The sequence below is a fragment of the Methanohalophilus profundi genome (genome assembly GCF_004137855.1).
Classification (GTDB): Archaea; Halobacteriota; Methanosarcinia; order Methanosarcinales; family Methanosarcinaceae; genus Methanohalophilus; species Methanohalophilus profundi.
The window spans coordinates 539,942-555,397 of record NZ_QBKB01000002.1 but is presented as its reverse complement, the minus strand read 5'-3'; the positions used below and the strand labels follow the sequence as shown (position 1 = coordinate 555,397).

The window sequence follows — 15,456 nt, the reverse complement described above, 5'->3', positions numbered from 1 at the left end:
ACTTTTACTGAAGTTTACTGATGATAGCGTCTGTCATTTCACTGAGTTTTGCACTGCCTCCCATATCGTAAGTTACATACTCGCCTTGGGAAATGACTTCTTCGGTTGCTTTGAAAATAGCATTTGCATTGTCTTTTTCTCCGAGGTAGTCAAGCATCCAGGCGCCTGCAAGAATTGTTGCAACGGGATTTACTTTGTCTTCTCCTGCGTATTTAGGTGCTGAACCGTGGGCAGGTTCAAACATTGCATAATTGTCCCCGATGTTTGCAGAATATATCAGGCCGATACTTCCTATAAGAGCGGAGCATTCCTCACTGATAACATCCATGAACAGGTTTGTGGAAAGCAATACTTTCTTGTTGAAAAGCTGTGGGTTCTTGATAAGTTGCTGAGCAATATTGTCGATGTGGTATTCCCAGATGTCAATATGAGGATATTCTTTTCCTATATTCTCGACCTCTTCCAGGAAAGTTCCACATGTCTGTTTGAGGATGTTGCTCTTGTGGATTGGAACGACCGTATCATACCCACGTTTCTTTGCTTCTTCAAAGGCATACCTTGCAATGCTACGGCAGGCCGGTCGGGTGATCTTACGCAGTGCTATATACACATCATCCGTCAGTTTTACTTCTTCACCTATGTACATTCCTTCCGTTCCTTCACGTACGCAGATAAAGTCAACATCACCAAGGGGAGTGTTTGTGTTGGGGAATGTTTTTGTAGGTCGGACATTTGCGTAAAGATTGTATTTCTGTCTGATTGATACTGCGACACTTTTTGGAGAACCCGCACCTCCGGGGGTGGTAGTTGGTCCTTTGAAACAGGCATCGGAGTTTTCCAGTATTTCCCATGTCTCATCGGGAATAAGGGTATTTCCTCCGTTTTCCTCCCACCAGGCGGCACCGGCTTCACAGGGTACAAACTCCACATTCGTACCTGCTGCCTCTGCTACTTTAAGCATGGCATCGACAAGTTCCGGCCCGACTCCATCTCCTTTAATAACTGCTGCAGTTTTACTCATTTTAATCACTTCTATAATTAATTGTATTAATACGGCTATTGTGCCCCTTTAATGCCTCCATCATATATATGCTATCTGCCCAGTTGATTGCAATAATTATGGTTTATATATTTTTGATTATATCTGGGGCTTATTAGATTAATTTCGTTTCCTGAGTATTTTTATATCACAGGGAATCATACTTTCTCTCATGCCCCCAAATATTCCTATTACCGATGAGCATATACATATTGACCCCCGGGCAAAGGGTATTGATGCTGTAAAGCAATTCCAGAATGCAGGGGGGACTCATATGATGGTGGTCTCCAAACCTACATGGACTCTTGGGGTCGAAGTTGTAAAACCCGATGACTATCGTGCTGTATTTGATGAAACTGTGGATATTGTCCGCCAGATCAATGAAATCGGGGTTGGTGCTTTTCCGGTGCTTGGCGTACATCCGGCAGAAATCACCAGACTCTGTGAAAAAATGGAGATCAAAAAAGCTGTTTCTCTTATGAAGTCAGGTCTGGAAATTGCATCTGAATATGTAAACGAGGGCATTGCCGTGGGGTTGAAAAGCGGACGTCCTCATTATCCTGTTTCGGATGAGGTATGGGAAGCCTCCAACTCAATAATGTCTCATGCTTTTTGCCTGGGCAAGGATCTGGGATGTGCTGTCCAGCTGCATACCGAAAGTGTAGGAGAAGCTGAGCTGGAGGACATTGCCAGCAGGGCAAAGAGTGTTGGTATTCCCCCCGGGAAGGTTGTGAAACATTATGCACCTCCGCTTGTTGATGTCTGTGAAAGGATAGGCCTTTATCCTGGTGTACTTGCCGGCAAAGGAGCAATTGAAGAAGCCCTTAAGCAGGGTAGTCGTTTCATGATGGAGACGGATTATATTGATGATCCGCAACGTCCCGGTGCAGTACTGGGGCCAAAAACTATTCCCAGGCGAACCCTAAAACTTGTTGAAACCTATGGGGAAGAAGTTTTCTGGAAGGTTCATAAGAAGAATGTTGAAGAAGTGTATGAGGTGGATATTGAAATTTAAAGAGCTGGAAACATACTTGTATTAATTACAGTAGCAATAATTATCTATATTCTTGTTCGTTATATCCTATCAGGAGATAATTAATGAAATTTCTTATCGATAAATTACCGGAAACTGCAAACGCATTTGCAGACATGCGTGCATCACTTTTCAAGGACAGCGCCCTGGATACAAAGACAAAAGAATTGATCGCTGTTTCCTCATCGGTCCTGATGAGGTGTGAAAAATGTGTAGAAATTCATGCATCGCGTGCAAAAGATAATGGTGCAACTGAAGATGAGATAGCAGAAGCAATTGCAGTCTCAATGTTTATTGCCGGGGGTTCGCAGTTACACTGGACCCAAAAGTATAACCAGATTTTTAAAAGTTAAAACCGATATAAACCAGACTGCAGACTCTTGTGTTTTTCAGACACCGAAAGCTTTTTGCAGACATATCTCTCTGTGACACTGGACTGTTAACCTGAGTTGTTTCCTGATTTCGATGCAGTTTTGTCACAATCCATGAACATTGCAGTATACAAGGGTACAGAACTCCCTGTACTTATCGAAGTAAACCCATGCATAGAGTTTCTGGCACGGTTTCAGGGCAAATATAACTCTTTCAGTCTCATCAGACTTCAAAAAATCTTTATCGTGAATTATCTCCCCTATCCTCTGTTTTTGATAGGTGGATCAAAAAACCGTTCAGAATGTAGTCTCCACCCGTCTTACAACCCCTCTAAGTAGCCTGGCAAGGATATCTGAACCTGTCATGATCCTTTTATCATCAGCTGTCCAGTAGATTATGACATCCAGATCAATTACTTCCCCTTTATCTTGGTCAGGATACAGCCGAAGTTTCGGGATAATCTCTTCGAGTCTGGTTTTTGGTGACGTGACAATAACAGGTCTGTGGCAATAATCTTCGGGATAGATGGTGTTACCGTAGGCTAGATCTCTGAAAAGATCATCACTGTTAAGGGTTCGTATAGGTTCCCCTTCCAGATTGGTGATAATAATCCATTTTCTGCCGGCTTCACTGACTTTCTTAAGAAACGGATCTTCAAGGGTCTGTTTAACTTCCGGAAAAACCGGTTTCCTGTTTTTTGTAGGAAGTGCAATTATACTCTTTGGGTCGATTGGGTTACCTTCCTTTGTGATTTTGGTATCATCCAGAGTCAAGAAATTAAGAGCTCCCTGTCCTTCCACACTTCCGATATCGGACCGTTCCGACTGTATATGCCTCTGGAGAACTTTTTTCAACGAGCGTTCCCTGAAAAATGTTATCTCCTCTTTCCCAAGCCACCAGTCAAGCATTATTGCCGAAGATTTTGCAACCGGGAACAGGAGCAACTGATATACTCTGACAATTGGTACAAGGGATGCGCCGGCTTTCAGGGCTTTCCTTGTAAAATATGCCTGGGGCATAATTTCCCCAAAACAGGTAATAATTACTGTAGAGAAAAGGAAGGCAGCTGTTCCGCCCATTAGAGAATCTGTTAACAGGGTTATAAGGACGTTTGCAGCTACATTCCCCCACAGTAAGGTTGTTAAAAGATAGTTCGAATCGTGCCTGATGTCCAGCACTTTTTTTGCAGCTAAATTGCCTGATTCAGCTTCAGTTTCCAGCCCCATTCTGCTCAGTCCGAAAAGGCCGATAGTAAGACCGGAAAACATTGCTGATTGGCTTATAAAAAACGCAAGTAGAATCCAGATGATTATTTCCATTTTTACTTCCTGCATATTCGGCTTACAATATATTTAAAGTTACTTCGTCATTTACAGAATCTATTATTGTTCTGCTTTATTAGTGAGATAATAAGATTGCATCTTATAGTTTTTCGTTGTTGTTTATGAAATATATAACATGGACATTTTTGAATTCGGTTTTATATTCTAACTTTTATTCTTTATATGACCAAAAGTTATAATAGTTTTCACAGTAATGTTAATTTGCCTATCAAGATAGGTTTTTGAGTGAGGGTAAAATATGACCGAGAAAACAGCATTGGACTGGATAGCAATTGCTCTTGTAGTAATTGGAGGTTTGAACTGGGGATTGTTTGGTATATCGCAGGATTATGACTTGATAGCCCGAATCTTCGGTTATAGTGCAATAGGTAGGGCTCTTTACATCCTTGTAGGTTTGTCGGGTCTGTATATGATATACTTTGCAAGTAAAGACTACCGTTAATTTCGTAATCTTAATCCCTCTTCATTTTTCTAAACAGCAAACCTTTAATCCTCCCAGACAATATTCTCCTCCCCAAATCAACCTAAAACAATCTTTTTAGACTTACAGGACCCATGTCTCTCAAAAACATAATGATAAAGGGTGCCAAAGAGCACAACTTAAAAAATATTGATGTAGTGTTGCCCAGGGATAAACTAATCGTGATCACGGGTTTAAGTGGCTCGGGCAAGTCATCTCTTGCTTTTGATACGATCTATGCCGAGGGACAGCGTCGCTATGTTGAATCACTTTCATCATATGCCCGGCAATTCCTGGGCCAGATGGAAAAACCCGATGTGGAATACATTGAAGGGCTTTCTCCTGCTATTTCAATCGAACAGAAAACCACCAGCAAGAATCCCCGCTCCACCGTGGGTACTGTTACCGAGATATACGATTACCTGAGATTGCTGTTTGCTCGTATAGGGGCTCGCCACTGCCCGGATTGTGGGCGTGCCATCGAACCCCAGAGTGTTGACCAGATTGTGGACAACATAATGAAATTCCCTGCAAAAAGCAAACTTCATATCCTGGCGCCTGTTGTCCGGGAGCGTAAAGGTGAATACAGGAAACTGCTTGCTGATATCAGGTCTGATGGTTATTCCCGTGCACGTGTGGATGGGGAGATTATCCGTCTCGATGAAGCTGATTCCCTTGAACTGGGGCGCTACAATAAACATAATATTGAAATTGTGGTGGACAGGCTTTCCATCAAAGAAGGAATAGAAGAACGTCTCTCTGATTCTGTGGAACAGGCCCTTGCCAGGAGTGGCGGGATTGTTATAGCTGATGTTGTGGATGGCGATGAATTCGTATTCAGCGAAAAACTTGCCTGTCCACACTGTGGAACTGGATTTGAAGAACTGGAACCTGCCATGTTTTCCTTTAACAGCCCACAGGGAGCATGTGATGTATGTCATGGCCTGGGTACTTCAATGGAATTCGATCCGGACCTGATAATTCCTGACAGGTCTCTGTCTCTCAATGAAGGAGCAGTTGAACCGTGGGGTACGAGAAAAGATGGCTATTACATGCAGTCTCTCCAGTCTCTTGCTGATCATTTCGGATTTTCTATGGATGCTCCTTTTGAAGATCTGGAGCCACAGTACCAGAATATGATTCTCTATGGCACGGCCACCAAAGTCCCGATGGTCCATACCGGTAAAGGTGGAGGGATCTGGAAACGCAACAGTCGTTTTAAAGGTGTTATTGCTGCCATTTCCAAGATATACAATCGTACAGATTCAGAAAATACCAAAGACCGGCTAAAACGGTATATAAGCACCAAACCATGTCCGGCCTGTGAAGGTGAAAGGCTCAAACCAGCCAGTCTGTCTGTTTTCATAGACGGGTTCAATATAATCCAGACAACTCATATGTCAATTGAGGATTGTCTCCACTTCTTCGAGAAACTGGAACTTCATTTGGACCAGCGGGTATTTACCATAGCCCGCCTGATATTGAAAGAAATTAAATCCAGACTGGGCTTTTTGGTTGATGTGGGTCTGGATTATCTTACTTTGAGTCGTTCAGCATCCACTCTTTCCGGAGGGGAGGCCCAGCGTATCCGTCTTGCCACCCAGATAGGCTCCAGTTTGATGGGGGTACTGTACATTCTGGATGAACCGAGTATTGGTTTGCATCAGCGGGATAACCTCAGGCTTATCAACACTCTCAAACACTTACGTGATATCGGTAACACTGTGATTGTTGTGGAGCATGATGAAGAAACAATAATGAGTGCCGATCATGTTGTGGATATGGGGCCCGGCGCCGGTATCCATGGGGGTGACCTGGTAGCGGAGGGAACTCCTGTGGAAATTATGCAAAACCCGGATTCTCTCACAGGGAAATACCTTGAGAGGAAATTAAAGATTCCGGTTCCGTCGCAAAGGCGTACTCCTGAGGGTTTCATAAAACTGATAGGAGCTGCTGAAAACAATCTCAAGGAAATTGATGTGGAATTTCCTCTTTCTGTAATGATATGTGTAACCGGGGTTTCAGGATCAGGTAAAAGTACACTTATCAATGAAACCCTGAATAAAGTGTTAGCCCGCAAACTCAATCGTGCCAGGGAGAGAACCGGAAAATATTCCGCTATCGAAGGTCTTGAAAATGTTGACAAGGTAATTACAATAGACCAGTCTCCCATTGGCAGGACTCCCAGATCCAATCCGGCTACCTATACCAATCTCTTCACACCCATACGTGAATTATTTGCCCAGACAAAACTTTCCAAGTCCCGCGGCTATAAACCGGGTCGTTTCAGTTTCAATGTACGTGGAGGCCGTTGTGAGACCTGTGCCGGGGAGGGAATAATCACTATTGAAATGCACTTTTTGCCTGATGTTTATGTACCCTGTGAAGTCTGTCATGGTAAAAGGTACAACAGGGAAACCCTTGAGGTAACTTACAAGGGTAAAAGCATAGCCGCTGTACTGGATATGACAGTGGAAGAGGCCCTTGCTTTTTTTGAGAATGTGCCAAAAATAAAACGTAAGTTACAGACGCTTTTTGACGTTGGTCTGGGCTACATCAAACTTGGCCAGTCTTCAACTACGCTTTCCGGAGGAGAAGCCCAGCGTGTCAAACTTGCTACTGAGTTGAGTAAACGCTCTACCGGTAAAACGGTCTATATCCTTGATGAACCAACCACAGGGTTGCATTTTGATGATGTCAGGAAGTTACTTGAAGTGCTCCAGCGCCTCGTTGAGGGGGGAAATACAGTAATTGTCATAGAGCACAATCTGGATGTTATCAAGGTTGCAGATTGGATTATTGATCTTGGTCCCGAAGGTGGAGAAGGTGGAGGACTTGTTGTTGCAGAAGGGGTTCCTGAAAATGTGGCAAAGGTTGAAGGTTCCTATACCGGTGAATTTTTGAAAAACATTCTCTCCTGAGGATTCGTCCACAAGTTTTATTTTCTTTCAGGAAAAAATCAATATGGCTAATATAATGATTACCGGGTTTACCGGGGGTGTATGTATGGTAAGAAAAATCCGTTGCAAGAATATCAAGAATGACCTCGAATATTTGGGAGACATCATGTCACATCAGGAAGGCAGGGAGCCAACTCCTGATGTGGCCAGATTTAAAACTCAGATAGAATATAAGAAGACACTATGCAAAATACTAAGGGATGAAAAAGAGAAGGAAGAGCTTGATCGCTAATTCCTTCATATATCATATTTTTCAAAACATGGAAGGCAGTAATAGTTGCCGTTCATAACTCTTGCTCGGCTTTCCATCATTCCTTCGCCGCATTCGCTGCAGATGAGGGTCTGGAAAATAACTGCCTTTTCAGGCGGCTTTATTTCGATTTCCTCGATTTTGAACAGCTCTTCAAGAGGCATGTTCAGGACTTCATGGGATTTTTCTTCATGTTTTTGCTTGAACCGTTTCTTTTCCTCTTCCGTGGCACTACCTTCCCTGATCTTTGGAAACAGCTTCTGCTGTTCTTCATCATTTTTCATCCCATCAGGTTTCAGCACAAGCCGCAGAGCTTTATCGTCTCCCCGATTGAAAAAAGTGTATACATGTTTGCCGAAATCACGGTATATCAGATTACCTTTCCCAAAGGTGCATCCATTGACCACCTGTATGGCATCCACAGAGCATGACTTGTTTTCAACTATGCACACGAGCTCTTCATCCTCTGCCCTTATGTTTTTGAAATGTTTCTCTGCTGCTTTTGCAGCCCTGAATCCCAGAGATATTCCGGGACAAAGATGGCCGTGAAACTTTATTGCATCTTCAATTTCCATAAAATCCCTCATAGGTATTGTTTTCTTAAATTTTCAACTGTAATTTCAACTTGCTTAACAGCAGTACCCGTATATCTGTAAGGATCAACAAGTTTCTCGACATCCTCTTCATTAAGATAGCCGGATACTTCTTTATTTGCGAGTAAGGTTTCACGCAGGTGTTTTCCGCTCTCATGGGCCTGCATAGCAGCTGTACGTACTATCTCATGGGCTTCCTGTCTGCCGACACCTCTTTTTGCAAGTTCTATCATGACCGCTTCGCCCATATTAAGTCCTTTGAGCAATTCGAGGTTACGCTTTATGTTTTCTGGGTAGAAGCGCAGGTTATCGGTCACCCGGATGCCGAGTTTCAGGATGTGGTCGGTCAGCACACATGTTTCAGGGAAAACAACCCTTTCACATGAAGAGTTTGTAAGATCCCTCTCGTCCCATAGTGTGTTATTCATAAGTTCAGGCTCAATCATGGAGCGTACAATTCTTGCAAGTCCGCATATCTGTTCGGATTTGATGGGGTTGCGTTTATGGGGCATTGTAGAGGAGCCTACCTGTTTTTTGCCGAAACTTTCCTCTACTTCTGCGAGTTCACTTCTCTGCAGTGTTCGTAATTCAACACCAATTTTATCCAGTGTTGTTACGACATTTGCCATCCACATGACAAATTCCGCATGACGGTCCCTCTGGATAATCTGGTTGGAGACATCCACACCTGTGATCCCAAGATATTCCATCGCTTTTTTCTGGATTTCAATACCCTTCTCACCAAAAGCAGCCTGTGTGCCGACAGCCCCCGTCATCTGGCCTACCTCTACCCTAGGTTTGAGCTGCTCAAGCCTCTCGATATGCCTGCCAATCTCGGCTGCCCAGATTGCAAAACGCAGGCCGTAGGTTGTTGGTACACCGATCTGTCCGTGGGTTCTGCCTGCACATACAGTTTCTTTGTGTTCCTCAGCCTGACGCAGGAGTACTTCCAGTAGTTGTCTGATCTTTGGTTCCATTACTTCAATGGCGTCTTTCATCTGGAGACCGGTGGCTGTATCCAGCATATCGTTTGATGTTGCACCGAAATGTACCCATTTACTGGCATCTTCTTCACATTTTTCCGAGATAGCAAGCACAATTGCCATCATGTCATGATGGATCTCATCTTCGATTTCCTTGACCCTTTTGAGTTCCACATTTCCAATGCTTTGTTCTATTATCCTGGCAGCGTCTTCAGGGATTAATCCTGCATAAGCTTCTGCTTTTGCAAGGGCTGCCTCTGCTTTCATGATACATACCAGACGGTTCTCCTCACTCCAGACATGTTTCATTTCCTCGGTTCCGTATCGGTATTCTATGGGATGAATGGCCATTGATATTCTCCTTTTGTGACTATAATTTCAGATGATTGGTTTTACTGGAACTACAGATTGTTTTTAATTATAATTATGTTTGGGTTTCCAGTGTAAGCATTTCCATTGTATTTTTTTGAATAATAGCCGTCTCCTATCACTCCAAAGGAACTACCATCTTATAGCCGCTCACCTCACCAATGGTCACTTTGACCCCATAAACAGCTTCGATATTTTCAGGTGTGATTACTTCTTCCTTTCCGTGTGCAAACACTTCCCCATCCTTAATAAGGACATAACGATCGGAATATCGAATTGCCAGATTAATATCATGCATGCTTATTACTGCTGAAACGTGTTCTTTCCTGGCAACCTCTACAACAGTATTCAGGATACCCAGCTGGTTTTTCAGGTCCAGGCTGTTTGTGGGTTCATCCAGCAGGAGTATTCGGGGCTGTTGCACCAATGCACGGGCAAGGCTTACTTTTTGCAATTCACCGCCGCTCATCTCATCAATGTAGCGCAATGCAAGCTCTTCCATCCCCATATCCGATATTACCTGACGGGTAATTTTCATGTCTTTTTCTTTCATACCCCATTCGATGTGAGGTTTCCTCCCCAGTAATATTGCATCAAATGCTGTCAGACGACTGGGTTCTGTATTCTGGGGGACATAACCAAGCCTTTTTGCGATTTCTATGCGGGGAAGTTCCAGAACATTTTCCCCTTCTACAATTATACTTCCGGATTTTGGAGCAAGAATTGTGTTGATACAGCGAAGCAATGTGGTTTTCCCTACACCATTAGGTCCCAGAATTGTCAGTACTTCTCCGGGGTTGAGGTCAAATTCAATTTCCCTGAGTACTTCTCTTTTTTTATAGTCGAACTGAAGTTCTCTTATTTTTAGCATTAGTGGCTATACCCCCGGATAAGCAGATACAGGAACAAAGGTGCTCCCATGAATGCAGTAATAATACCCACAGGGAGTACATAGGGTGCAATTATCAGGCGTGCTGCAACGTCAGAAGCAAGTAGCAGAACCGCACCTACAATACAGGCAGAAGGTATCAGGAAACGCTGGTCGTCTCCTACAAACCGGCGGGCGATATGCGGGCACACCAGCCCGACAAATCCTATTATTCCAAGAAAAGACACAGCTACTGCAGTTGCCAGTGATGCCACCAGCATTCCTGTCAGACGCACCCTGTCAACATTCACTCCAAGTCCCCTGGCGACCTCATCTCCTGCATCAATCGCATTATAATTCCAGCGATTATAGAGGAAATAGGCTGAAGATAGCAGTGTGATAAATCCCATTATGTAGATACTTTCCCAGTAAGCTCTTCCAAGATCACCGAAGGTCCAGAAAACGATTTGCGGTAGTTCCGAGTCATCTGCAAAAAACTGTAACAACATAGTGGCAGCCGTAAGCAATGAACTCAATGCCACTCCAACAAGTATAAGCACTTCCGGGGTTGCATTTTTGTATTTTGCAATTGCGAGGATCGTTAAAGTTGATATCAGGGAAAAAGCAAAAGCTGAAAAGGTTGTCATGTAAGGCAAGTCGAGCATCGGTAGCCAGTTGCGTGTACCTGCCAGGATTGAAAGGGTGGCTCCAAAAGCGGCTGCATGGGAGATTCCCAGTGTGTAGGGTGAACCAAGGGGATTGCGCAGGATGGACTGCAATACAACCCCAGATATGGAAAGGGCGACACCTGCAATTATTGCAGCAATAGCACGGGGTATTCTCAGATTCCAGATAATTGATTTGGAATGCGTTAATTCAGTTGGCATTCCAAGGATCGCGCGGGTTATTTCAAAGATTGTAAGGTCGGCATTCCCTACTGAAAGGGAATACAGGAATATTCCTCCGGTCAACAATATTGAAAGGAGGATAAAGGAGACCTTCCTGCCAATGTAACTTCGGTATTCTTCAGGAAGTGTCCCCACTTCATCCTCATATTTTTTGCAGTAATATTCCATGTAATCCCCTGATTGTATTATTCAAAAGAAATCTGTCCAAACTCATGGCCGAAGTTGTCGGTCATAGTTTCGTAGATTTTTTCATTTACAGGCGATTCAGCATAGAGGAATGAATAGATCTCATTTGCTTTTTCCTGTGGATTCACATCTTCGAACTCTGCCGGATAGACAACTTTTCCTACATACCATGCATCTGCAAGCACATTTCCATGGTTTGTTGTATACCAGTTGTACGGCATCACTCCATAAATTTCACTGTTTTTCGCCGCGCCTAGCTCAGCATAAACCCCACCGCTTGCAAAAGAATTAATGCCGTATTTTCGTTGGTATGGGTGTTCCCATTCTCCGAAATCGTAGGTGCTCAGATCAACGAAAATGTAATCTATACCCGGATTTGAATCCCAGTTAAAAAGGGCATCAGCTCCTACCTGATAGCCTTCCCAATCCCCGGTTTTTGAAACGCCGGAAGCGACATTGTTAACATTAACATATTCAAAAGGTGGATAGTCCGGCTGTGTGGAAAGAATTCCGTGTGAGCCCCGGTAACTGATTCCTGCTATGTATGCAGTGGGAGTTTCTTTATCCTTAGTTCTCTCATTGAGTTCTGCAATTTCTTCTTCAAAGAAATTTATTACTTCGTTGGCTCTTTGTTCTCTGTCCATTACCTTGCCCATAATCTGGAGGGATTGCTTCATATTTTCATCTCCTGTATTGCCATAATTCAGACCAACTACCGGTATTCCGACATCAGAAGATAATTTATCCGCATCCTCAGCATTGGAATATGTGTAAAATATAACATCAGGAGTCTGTTTGAGAGTCAAAATGGATTCTGCATCATATTTACCCCTGAAAGCACCAATATAGGGATATTTTTCAGAATCTCCGAACTGGGGATTTGCGATCCTGTATGGTTTTTGAGGAGAATCGATGGATTCCTCCCATTGTTCAATGTCCTCCACTCCGACAACTGTGTCCTGTTCCCCAAGATAACACAGGTATCGTAATGCGCCCGGTCCCACACAAATAGTATGCTCAATGTTATCGGGAATTACTACTTGTCTTCCATAGGGATCTGTTATGGTTAACGCTTCATTATTTTCTTCATTTCCTTTATTTTGTGGTTCTGAGGAATCTATGCATCCACATGATGTTAGTAAAATTCCTAATATTGCCAGTGTGAGTAATATTCTTATTCTATTCATACAATCATCTTCAAATTTATGGTACACAAGAATAGTTCATACTGTCATACCAAGTGCTATTATTATTCAATTTCGTAGCAGTTAATTCTATAAATATTTGTTGCGTATTATTCATGAGTATTTTTTGTATCTTTTTAATACTACAGAGGATACCGATTTACCTAAAAGTTATATATGCAACTTTTTTATCCGGATAACAGAAATGTTGATGGTCTTGAGGATGCCATCAAAGAAGCCGGTGGTTCCATCCTTCCTGAGCAAATTTCAAAACATGAAACCGGTGAATGGTTCAGGACGATGAAAGTCAAAAGGCTTGGGCCTTCTTTTATTCCAGCAGAGGTTGTAGTTCCACAGGACAGGGTCAGTACGATAATCAATGAGATTAACGAAAAAATTTCGCTGCTTGTATTGATCGAAGGGATGGTTTCCCGGGATGGCGAAGTCGTACTCCTCTGTTTCATTCCTCATTCGGAGAGGTCTTTCAAGTTCAATATGGCATTCTCCCTGGGTCTCAGTATCATCAAGATTGCTGAAGATAACGGAGGCAGGATGTATGCTTCCGGTCTCTACTTTGCCGACCAGGCCGAGAAAGTTTACGGTGAAAGGCTCAAACAATTGATGGATGTCAAAAAGGAGTTTGACCCCTCCGATATAATGAATCCTGAGACATTTACCGGCAGAGGATTATTCACTTCTGCTCTTTCCATGGCAGGTAAAATGGAACCTATGATGCGCTTTGTGGGTAACATGTCAGGGGTGGATAAGACTGAATTCAAAGATCAGAAAAACATTCCAGGTGACATAATTTCCCATGCTTATACCTGTGCACAGTGTGGCTATTGTGTAAATGAATGCGATCAGTATTACGGGCGTGGATGGGAATCCCAATCTCCCCGGGGTAAATGGTTCTTTATCAAAGAATACCTGGCCGGAAGGGATGAGATTAATCAGGAACAAACGGATACTTTCCTTGCATGTACTACCTGTGAATTGTGTGATGTACGGTGCCAGCTGGATCTTCCCATTGAGAATTCATGGTTGCGCCTGAGGGAAAATCTTGTGCAGCAGCGTGGTAAGATGACCTTCCCGCCATTTGAGATCATGGCTCAGAGCCTGAACAAGGAACGCAATATCTGGGCACAATACCGCCAGGGCAGGGACGAGTGGGTTCCGGAAGACCTCAAACCCAAAATCAAGGAAAAGGCCGATTATGCCTATTTTGCAGGTTGTACGGCTTCTTTTGTAGAAAAGGATATCGCAGAAGCATCTGCCCGCATGCTTTCTGATGCCGGAATTGATTTTACTATTCTGGGTAAGGAAGAATCCTGCTGTGGTATTCCGATGCTTGCTGCCGGGAAGTGGGATGTTTTTGAAAACATCATGAAAATGAATGTGGGCAACATGAAGAAAAAAAGGTGTCAAAACCGTAATTACTTCCTGTCCTGCATGCTGGTTTGTGTGGCATACCTATTACCGACAGTGGGCTGAAAAACTGGGAATTGATTATGATTTTGAAGTCAAGCACTATTCCGAAGTACTTGCTGAAAGGATGGACGTACTTGAACCCAAACTCAAGGTTCCACTGGAAAAGACCGTTACTATCCATGATGCCCAAAATGATGCCGATGCTCCGCCTTCCCTGATGCCGAAGGTCTGCCGGATATGCTTGAAGCAATTACCCGTCATGTCCAGATGCCCGACCACATGGAAGAACAGCTCCCGGACCTGATGCCAAAAGCAATGGAGAATCTGATGCCCAACATGCTCCCACAGATTGCACCGCTTTTGACACCCCGGATGATAGAATACATCAAGCAGAACTAAGATTCGATACACCCCTATAAGGGGTGTCATTTTTCCTTTTCCTGCTTCCGTTGTGCTGTTACCTGTGTTTCCCTGTATTATTTATAAAATGAACACTTCTCTTTTATGGGGGCTGGAAGTTGTTATCGGAAATTCCTGCAATACTTGAGGAACTAGATCCTGAAAATATCGATAAAGAGGTATTAAGGGCAGCTATTATCGCAGAATTCGATGCGGTTAATATCTATGAACAGATGGCTGGCCTGACAAATGATGATGATCTACGTGCAGTGCTTCTGGATATTGCCAGGGAAGAAAAGCTCCATATTGTAATGTTTCAATCCGTTTTACTTGAATATGATCAGGAGTATCTGGAAATGATGGCAGATTATTCCCTTACACGCAAATGATACTTTGTCAGATAAAATTTATATATTTGCGGCTGTTTATTTTGATGTGAGAGGTGGGTAGGGGACCTTGTGATCAATTATGAACCTAAAAAATAATCGTATTCTGATAGTTTCAATTGTCGTTTTTGTGACATTTGCGTTATTTCTGGCATTTGTGGATGCAGGCGTTTCCACTTCAACTACAGGTGTTGAACAAAAGATAAGTGGCTATTCATTCTCCCAGCCCAATTCATCCGATCCGGCTCCAACAGGTGTTGTTTACCTTGATTTAAAAGGTGAAAATGGATTTTCTGTAATTCTTGAAGATGAAATTGCAGACCTTCTTGAAGAAAAAGGATTTAAAGTGGAAACAGTTTCAATGCAACCGGTTATTTATGACAGTACTGCACTTGCTGTTGTTGTAAATAAACCAGATATTTTCTACAATCCGTTTTACTCAACTGCAACTATGGATGTGGAATTTGTTTATTCCCATACAGGCAACATGGAATACCTGGATATGCTGATTGATGATTTTGATAAACCGGTTGTCTTTTCTTCTATGGATGGTTATCAGTTATTGCGACATGGGCAACTCACCTTAAATGATACTACAAAAGGTCTTGTAACCTATCCCTACTATAGGCGCCATCTTGCTGAAAATATAGCAGCCGGGGTAGTTGATAAAGCATTCAGTGATGATTTGTGAGTTG

16 protein-coding genes are annotated in these 15,456 nt (G+C 43.1%); 9 read left to right on the top strand and 7 right to left on the bottom strand.

Features of this window, described 5'->3' with window-relative positions; all coding sequences use genetic code 11:
* Positions 1-4: 4 nt before the first annotated feature.
* The gene (locus tag C9889_RS02860; protein ID WP_129597029.1) at positions 5-1,021 is read right to left on the bottom strand and encodes an isocitrate/isopropylmalate dehydrogenase family protein; all 1,017 of its coding nucleotides are present in this window, start codon (positions 1,019-1,021) and stop codon (positions 5-7) included.
* 190 nt (positions 1,022-1,211) lie between these two features.
* Here C9889_RS02860 and C9889_RS02855 point away from each other — a divergent pair, with 190 nt between their 5' ends.
* Both C9889_RS02855 and C9889_RS02850 read left to right on the top strand, forming a co-directional pair.
* Positions 1,212-2,054: a TatD family hydrolase gene (locus tag C9889_RS02855; protein WP_129597027.1), complete on the top strand. Its 843-nt coding sequence runs from the start codon at positions 1,212-1,214 to the stop codon at positions 2,052-2,054.
* An 83-nt stretch (positions 2,055-2,137) separates the two neighbouring features.
* Entirely contained in the window at positions 2,138-2,425 is a 288-nt protein-coding gene (locus C9889_RS02850; RefSeq protein ID WP_129597025.1) for a carboxymuconolactone decarboxylase family protein, read from the top strand.
* A gap of 315 nt (positions 2,426-2,740) precedes the next feature.
* Here the strand turns inward: C9889_RS02850 and C9889_RS02845 are convergent, their stop codons facing one another.
* Positions 2,741-3,778, bottom strand: coding sequence for a DUF21 domain-containing protein (locus tag C9889_RS02845; protein ID WP_225419956.1), 1,038 nt, complete (start codon positions 3,776-3,778; stop codon positions 2,741-2,743).
* A gap of 247 nt (positions 3,779-4,025) precedes the next feature.
* Between C9889_RS02845 and C9889_RS02840 the strand changes: the two genes are divergently transcribed.
* The 3 genes from C9889_RS02840 (at position 4,026) to C9889_RS02830 (ending at position 7,439) form a co-directional block, all read left to right on the top strand.
* Positions 4,026-4,229 carry a DUF378 domain-containing protein gene (locus C9889_RS02840; protein ID WP_129597023.1) on the top strand — a complete coding sequence of 68 codons (204 nt, stop codon included), beginning with the start codon at positions 4,026-4,028 and terminating at the stop codon, positions 4,227-4,229.
* A 113-nt stretch (positions 4,230-4,342) separates the two neighbouring features.
* Complete coding sequence (gene uvrA, locus C9889_RS02835) at positions 4,343-7,168, top strand: excinuclease ABC subunit UvrA (protein WP_129597021.1); 2,826 nt, start codon at positions 4,343-4,345, stop codon at positions 7,166-7,168.
* 85 nt (positions 7,169-7,253) lie between these two features.
* Entirely contained in the window at positions 7,254-7,439 is a 186-nt protein-coding gene (locus C9889_RS02830; RefSeq protein WP_129597019.1) for a hypothetical protein, read from the top strand.
* A gap of 5 nt (positions 7,440-7,444) precedes the next feature.
* Here the strand turns inward: C9889_RS02830 and C9889_RS02825 are convergent, their stop codons facing one another.
* The 5 genes from C9889_RS02825 to C9889_RS02805 all read right to left on the bottom strand — a co-directional run bounded on the left by C9889_RS02825 (position 7,445) and on the right by C9889_RS02805 (position 12,551).
* On the bottom strand, positions 7,445-8,032 hold the full coding sequence (locus tag C9889_RS02825) for an FmdE family protein (RefSeq protein WP_129597017.1): 588 nt from the start codon (positions 8,030-8,032) through the stop codon (positions 7,445-7,447).
* Between the two features lie 8 nt (positions 8,033-8,040).
* Entirely contained in the window at positions 8,041-9,384 is a 1,344-nt protein-coding gene (gene purB / locus C9889_RS02820; RefSeq protein WP_129597015.1) for an adenylosuccinate lyase, read from the bottom strand.
* Between the two features lie 136 nt (positions 9,385-9,520).
* The gene (locus tag C9889_RS02815) at positions 9,521-10,273 is read right to left on the bottom strand and encodes an ABC transporter ATP-binding protein (protein ID WP_129597014.1); all 753 of its coding nucleotides are present in this window, start codon (positions 10,271-10,273) and stop codon (positions 9,521-9,523) included.
* A complete protein-coding gene (locus tag C9889_RS02810) occupies positions 10,273-11,346 on the bottom strand; it encodes a FecCD family ABC transporter permease (protein ID WP_129597012.1) in 1,074 nt (357 codons plus the stop codon). Before C9889_RS02810 ends, C9889_RS02815 begins: the two co-directional genes overlap by 1 nt.
* Positions 11,347-11,363: 17 nt before the next feature.
* Entirely contained in the window at positions 11,364-12,551 is a 1,188-nt protein-coding gene (locus tag C9889_RS02805; protein ID WP_129597010.1) for an ABC transporter substrate-binding protein, read from the bottom strand.
* Between the two features lie 174 nt (positions 12,552-12,725).
* On the opposite strand from C9889_RS02805, the gene C9889_RS02800 reads away from it, so the two are divergent.
* The 4 genes from C9889_RS02800 (at position 12,726) to C9889_RS02790 (ending at position 15,452) form a co-directional block, all read left to right on the top strand.
* Positions 12,726-14,039: a (Fe-S)-binding protein gene (locus tag C9889_RS02800; RefSeq protein WP_318531499.1), complete on the top strand. Its 1,314-nt coding sequence runs from the start codon at positions 12,726-12,728 to the stop codon at positions 14,037-14,039.
* Positions 14,008-14,280, top strand: coding sequence for a hypothetical protein (locus C9889_RS11070; RefSeq protein ID WP_318531498.1), 273 nt, complete (start codon positions 14,008-14,010; stop codon positions 14,278-14,280). The genes C9889_RS02800 and C9889_RS11070 overlap by 32 nt, the downstream gene beginning before the upstream one ends.
* Positions 14,281-14,494: 214 nt before the next feature.
* Complete coding sequence (locus C9889_RS02795; protein WP_129597008.1) at positions 14,495-14,764, top strand: ferritin family protein; 270 nt, start codon at positions 14,495-14,497, stop codon at positions 14,762-14,764.
* Between the two features lie 79 nt (positions 14,765-14,843).
* A complete protein-coding gene (locus C9889_RS02790) occupies positions 14,844-15,452 on the top strand; it encodes a hypothetical protein (protein ID WP_129597006.1) in 609 nt (202 codons plus the stop codon).
* Positions 15,453-15,456: the final 4 nt, after the last annotated feature.

What these genes read in the sequence shown, in the direction of transcription:
- C9889_RS02860 (WP_129597029.1), bottom strand. Translation starts at nt 1,021, where the DNA reads ATGAGTAAAACTGCAGCAGTTATTAAAGGAGATGGAGTCGGGCCGGAA.
- C9889_RS02855 (WP_129597027.1), top strand. Translation starts at nt 1,212, where the DNA reads ATGCCCCCAAATATTCCTATTACCGATGAGCATATACATATTGACCCC.
- C9889_RS02850 (WP_129597025.1), top strand. Translation starts at nt 2,138, where the DNA reads ATGAAATTTCTTATCGATAAATTACCGGAAACTGCAAACGCATTTGCA.
- C9889_RS02845 (WP_225419956.1), bottom strand. Translation starts at nt 3,778, where the DNA reads ATGCAGGAAGTAAAAATGGAAATAATCATCTGGATTCTACTTGCGTTT.
- C9889_RS02840 (WP_129597023.1), top strand. Translation starts at nt 4,026, where the DNA reads ATGACCGAGAAAACAGCATTGGACTGGATAGCAATTGCTCTTGTAGTA.
- uvrA (WP_129597021.1), top strand. Translation starts at nt 4,343, where the DNA reads ATGTCTCTCAAAAACATAATGATAAAGGGTGCCAAAGAGCACAACTTA.
- C9889_RS02830 (WP_129597019.1), top strand. Translation starts at nt 7,254, where the DNA reads ATGGTAAGAAAAATCCGTTGCAAGAATATCAAGAATGACCTCGAATAT.
- C9889_RS02825 (WP_129597017.1), bottom strand. Translation starts at nt 8,032, where the DNA reads ATGGAAATTGAAGATGCAATAAAGTTTCACGGCCATCTTTGTCCCGGA.
- purB (WP_129597015.1), bottom strand. Translation starts at nt 9,384, where the DNA reads ATGGCCATTCATCCCATAGAATACCGATACGGAACCGAGGAAATGAAA.
- C9889_RS02815 (WP_129597014.1), bottom strand. Translation starts at nt 10,273, where the DNA reads ATGCTAAAAATAAGAGAACTTCAGTTCGACTATAAAAAAAGAGAAGTA.
- C9889_RS02810 (WP_129597012.1), bottom strand. Translation starts at nt 11,346, where the DNA reads ATGGAATATTACTGCAAAAAATATGAGGATGAAGTGGGGACACTTCCT.
- C9889_RS02805 (WP_129597010.1), bottom strand. Translation starts at nt 12,551, where the DNA reads ATGAATAGAATAAGAATATTACTCACACTGGCAATATTAGGAATTTTA.
- C9889_RS02800 (WP_318531499.1), top strand. Translation starts at nt 12,726, where the DNA reads ATGCAACTTTTTTATCCGGATAACAGAAATGTTGATGGTCTTGAGGAT.
- C9889_RS02790 (WP_129597006.1), top strand. Translation starts at nt 14,844, where the DNA reads ATGAACCTAAAAAATAATCGTATTCTGATAGTTTCAATTGTCGTTTTT.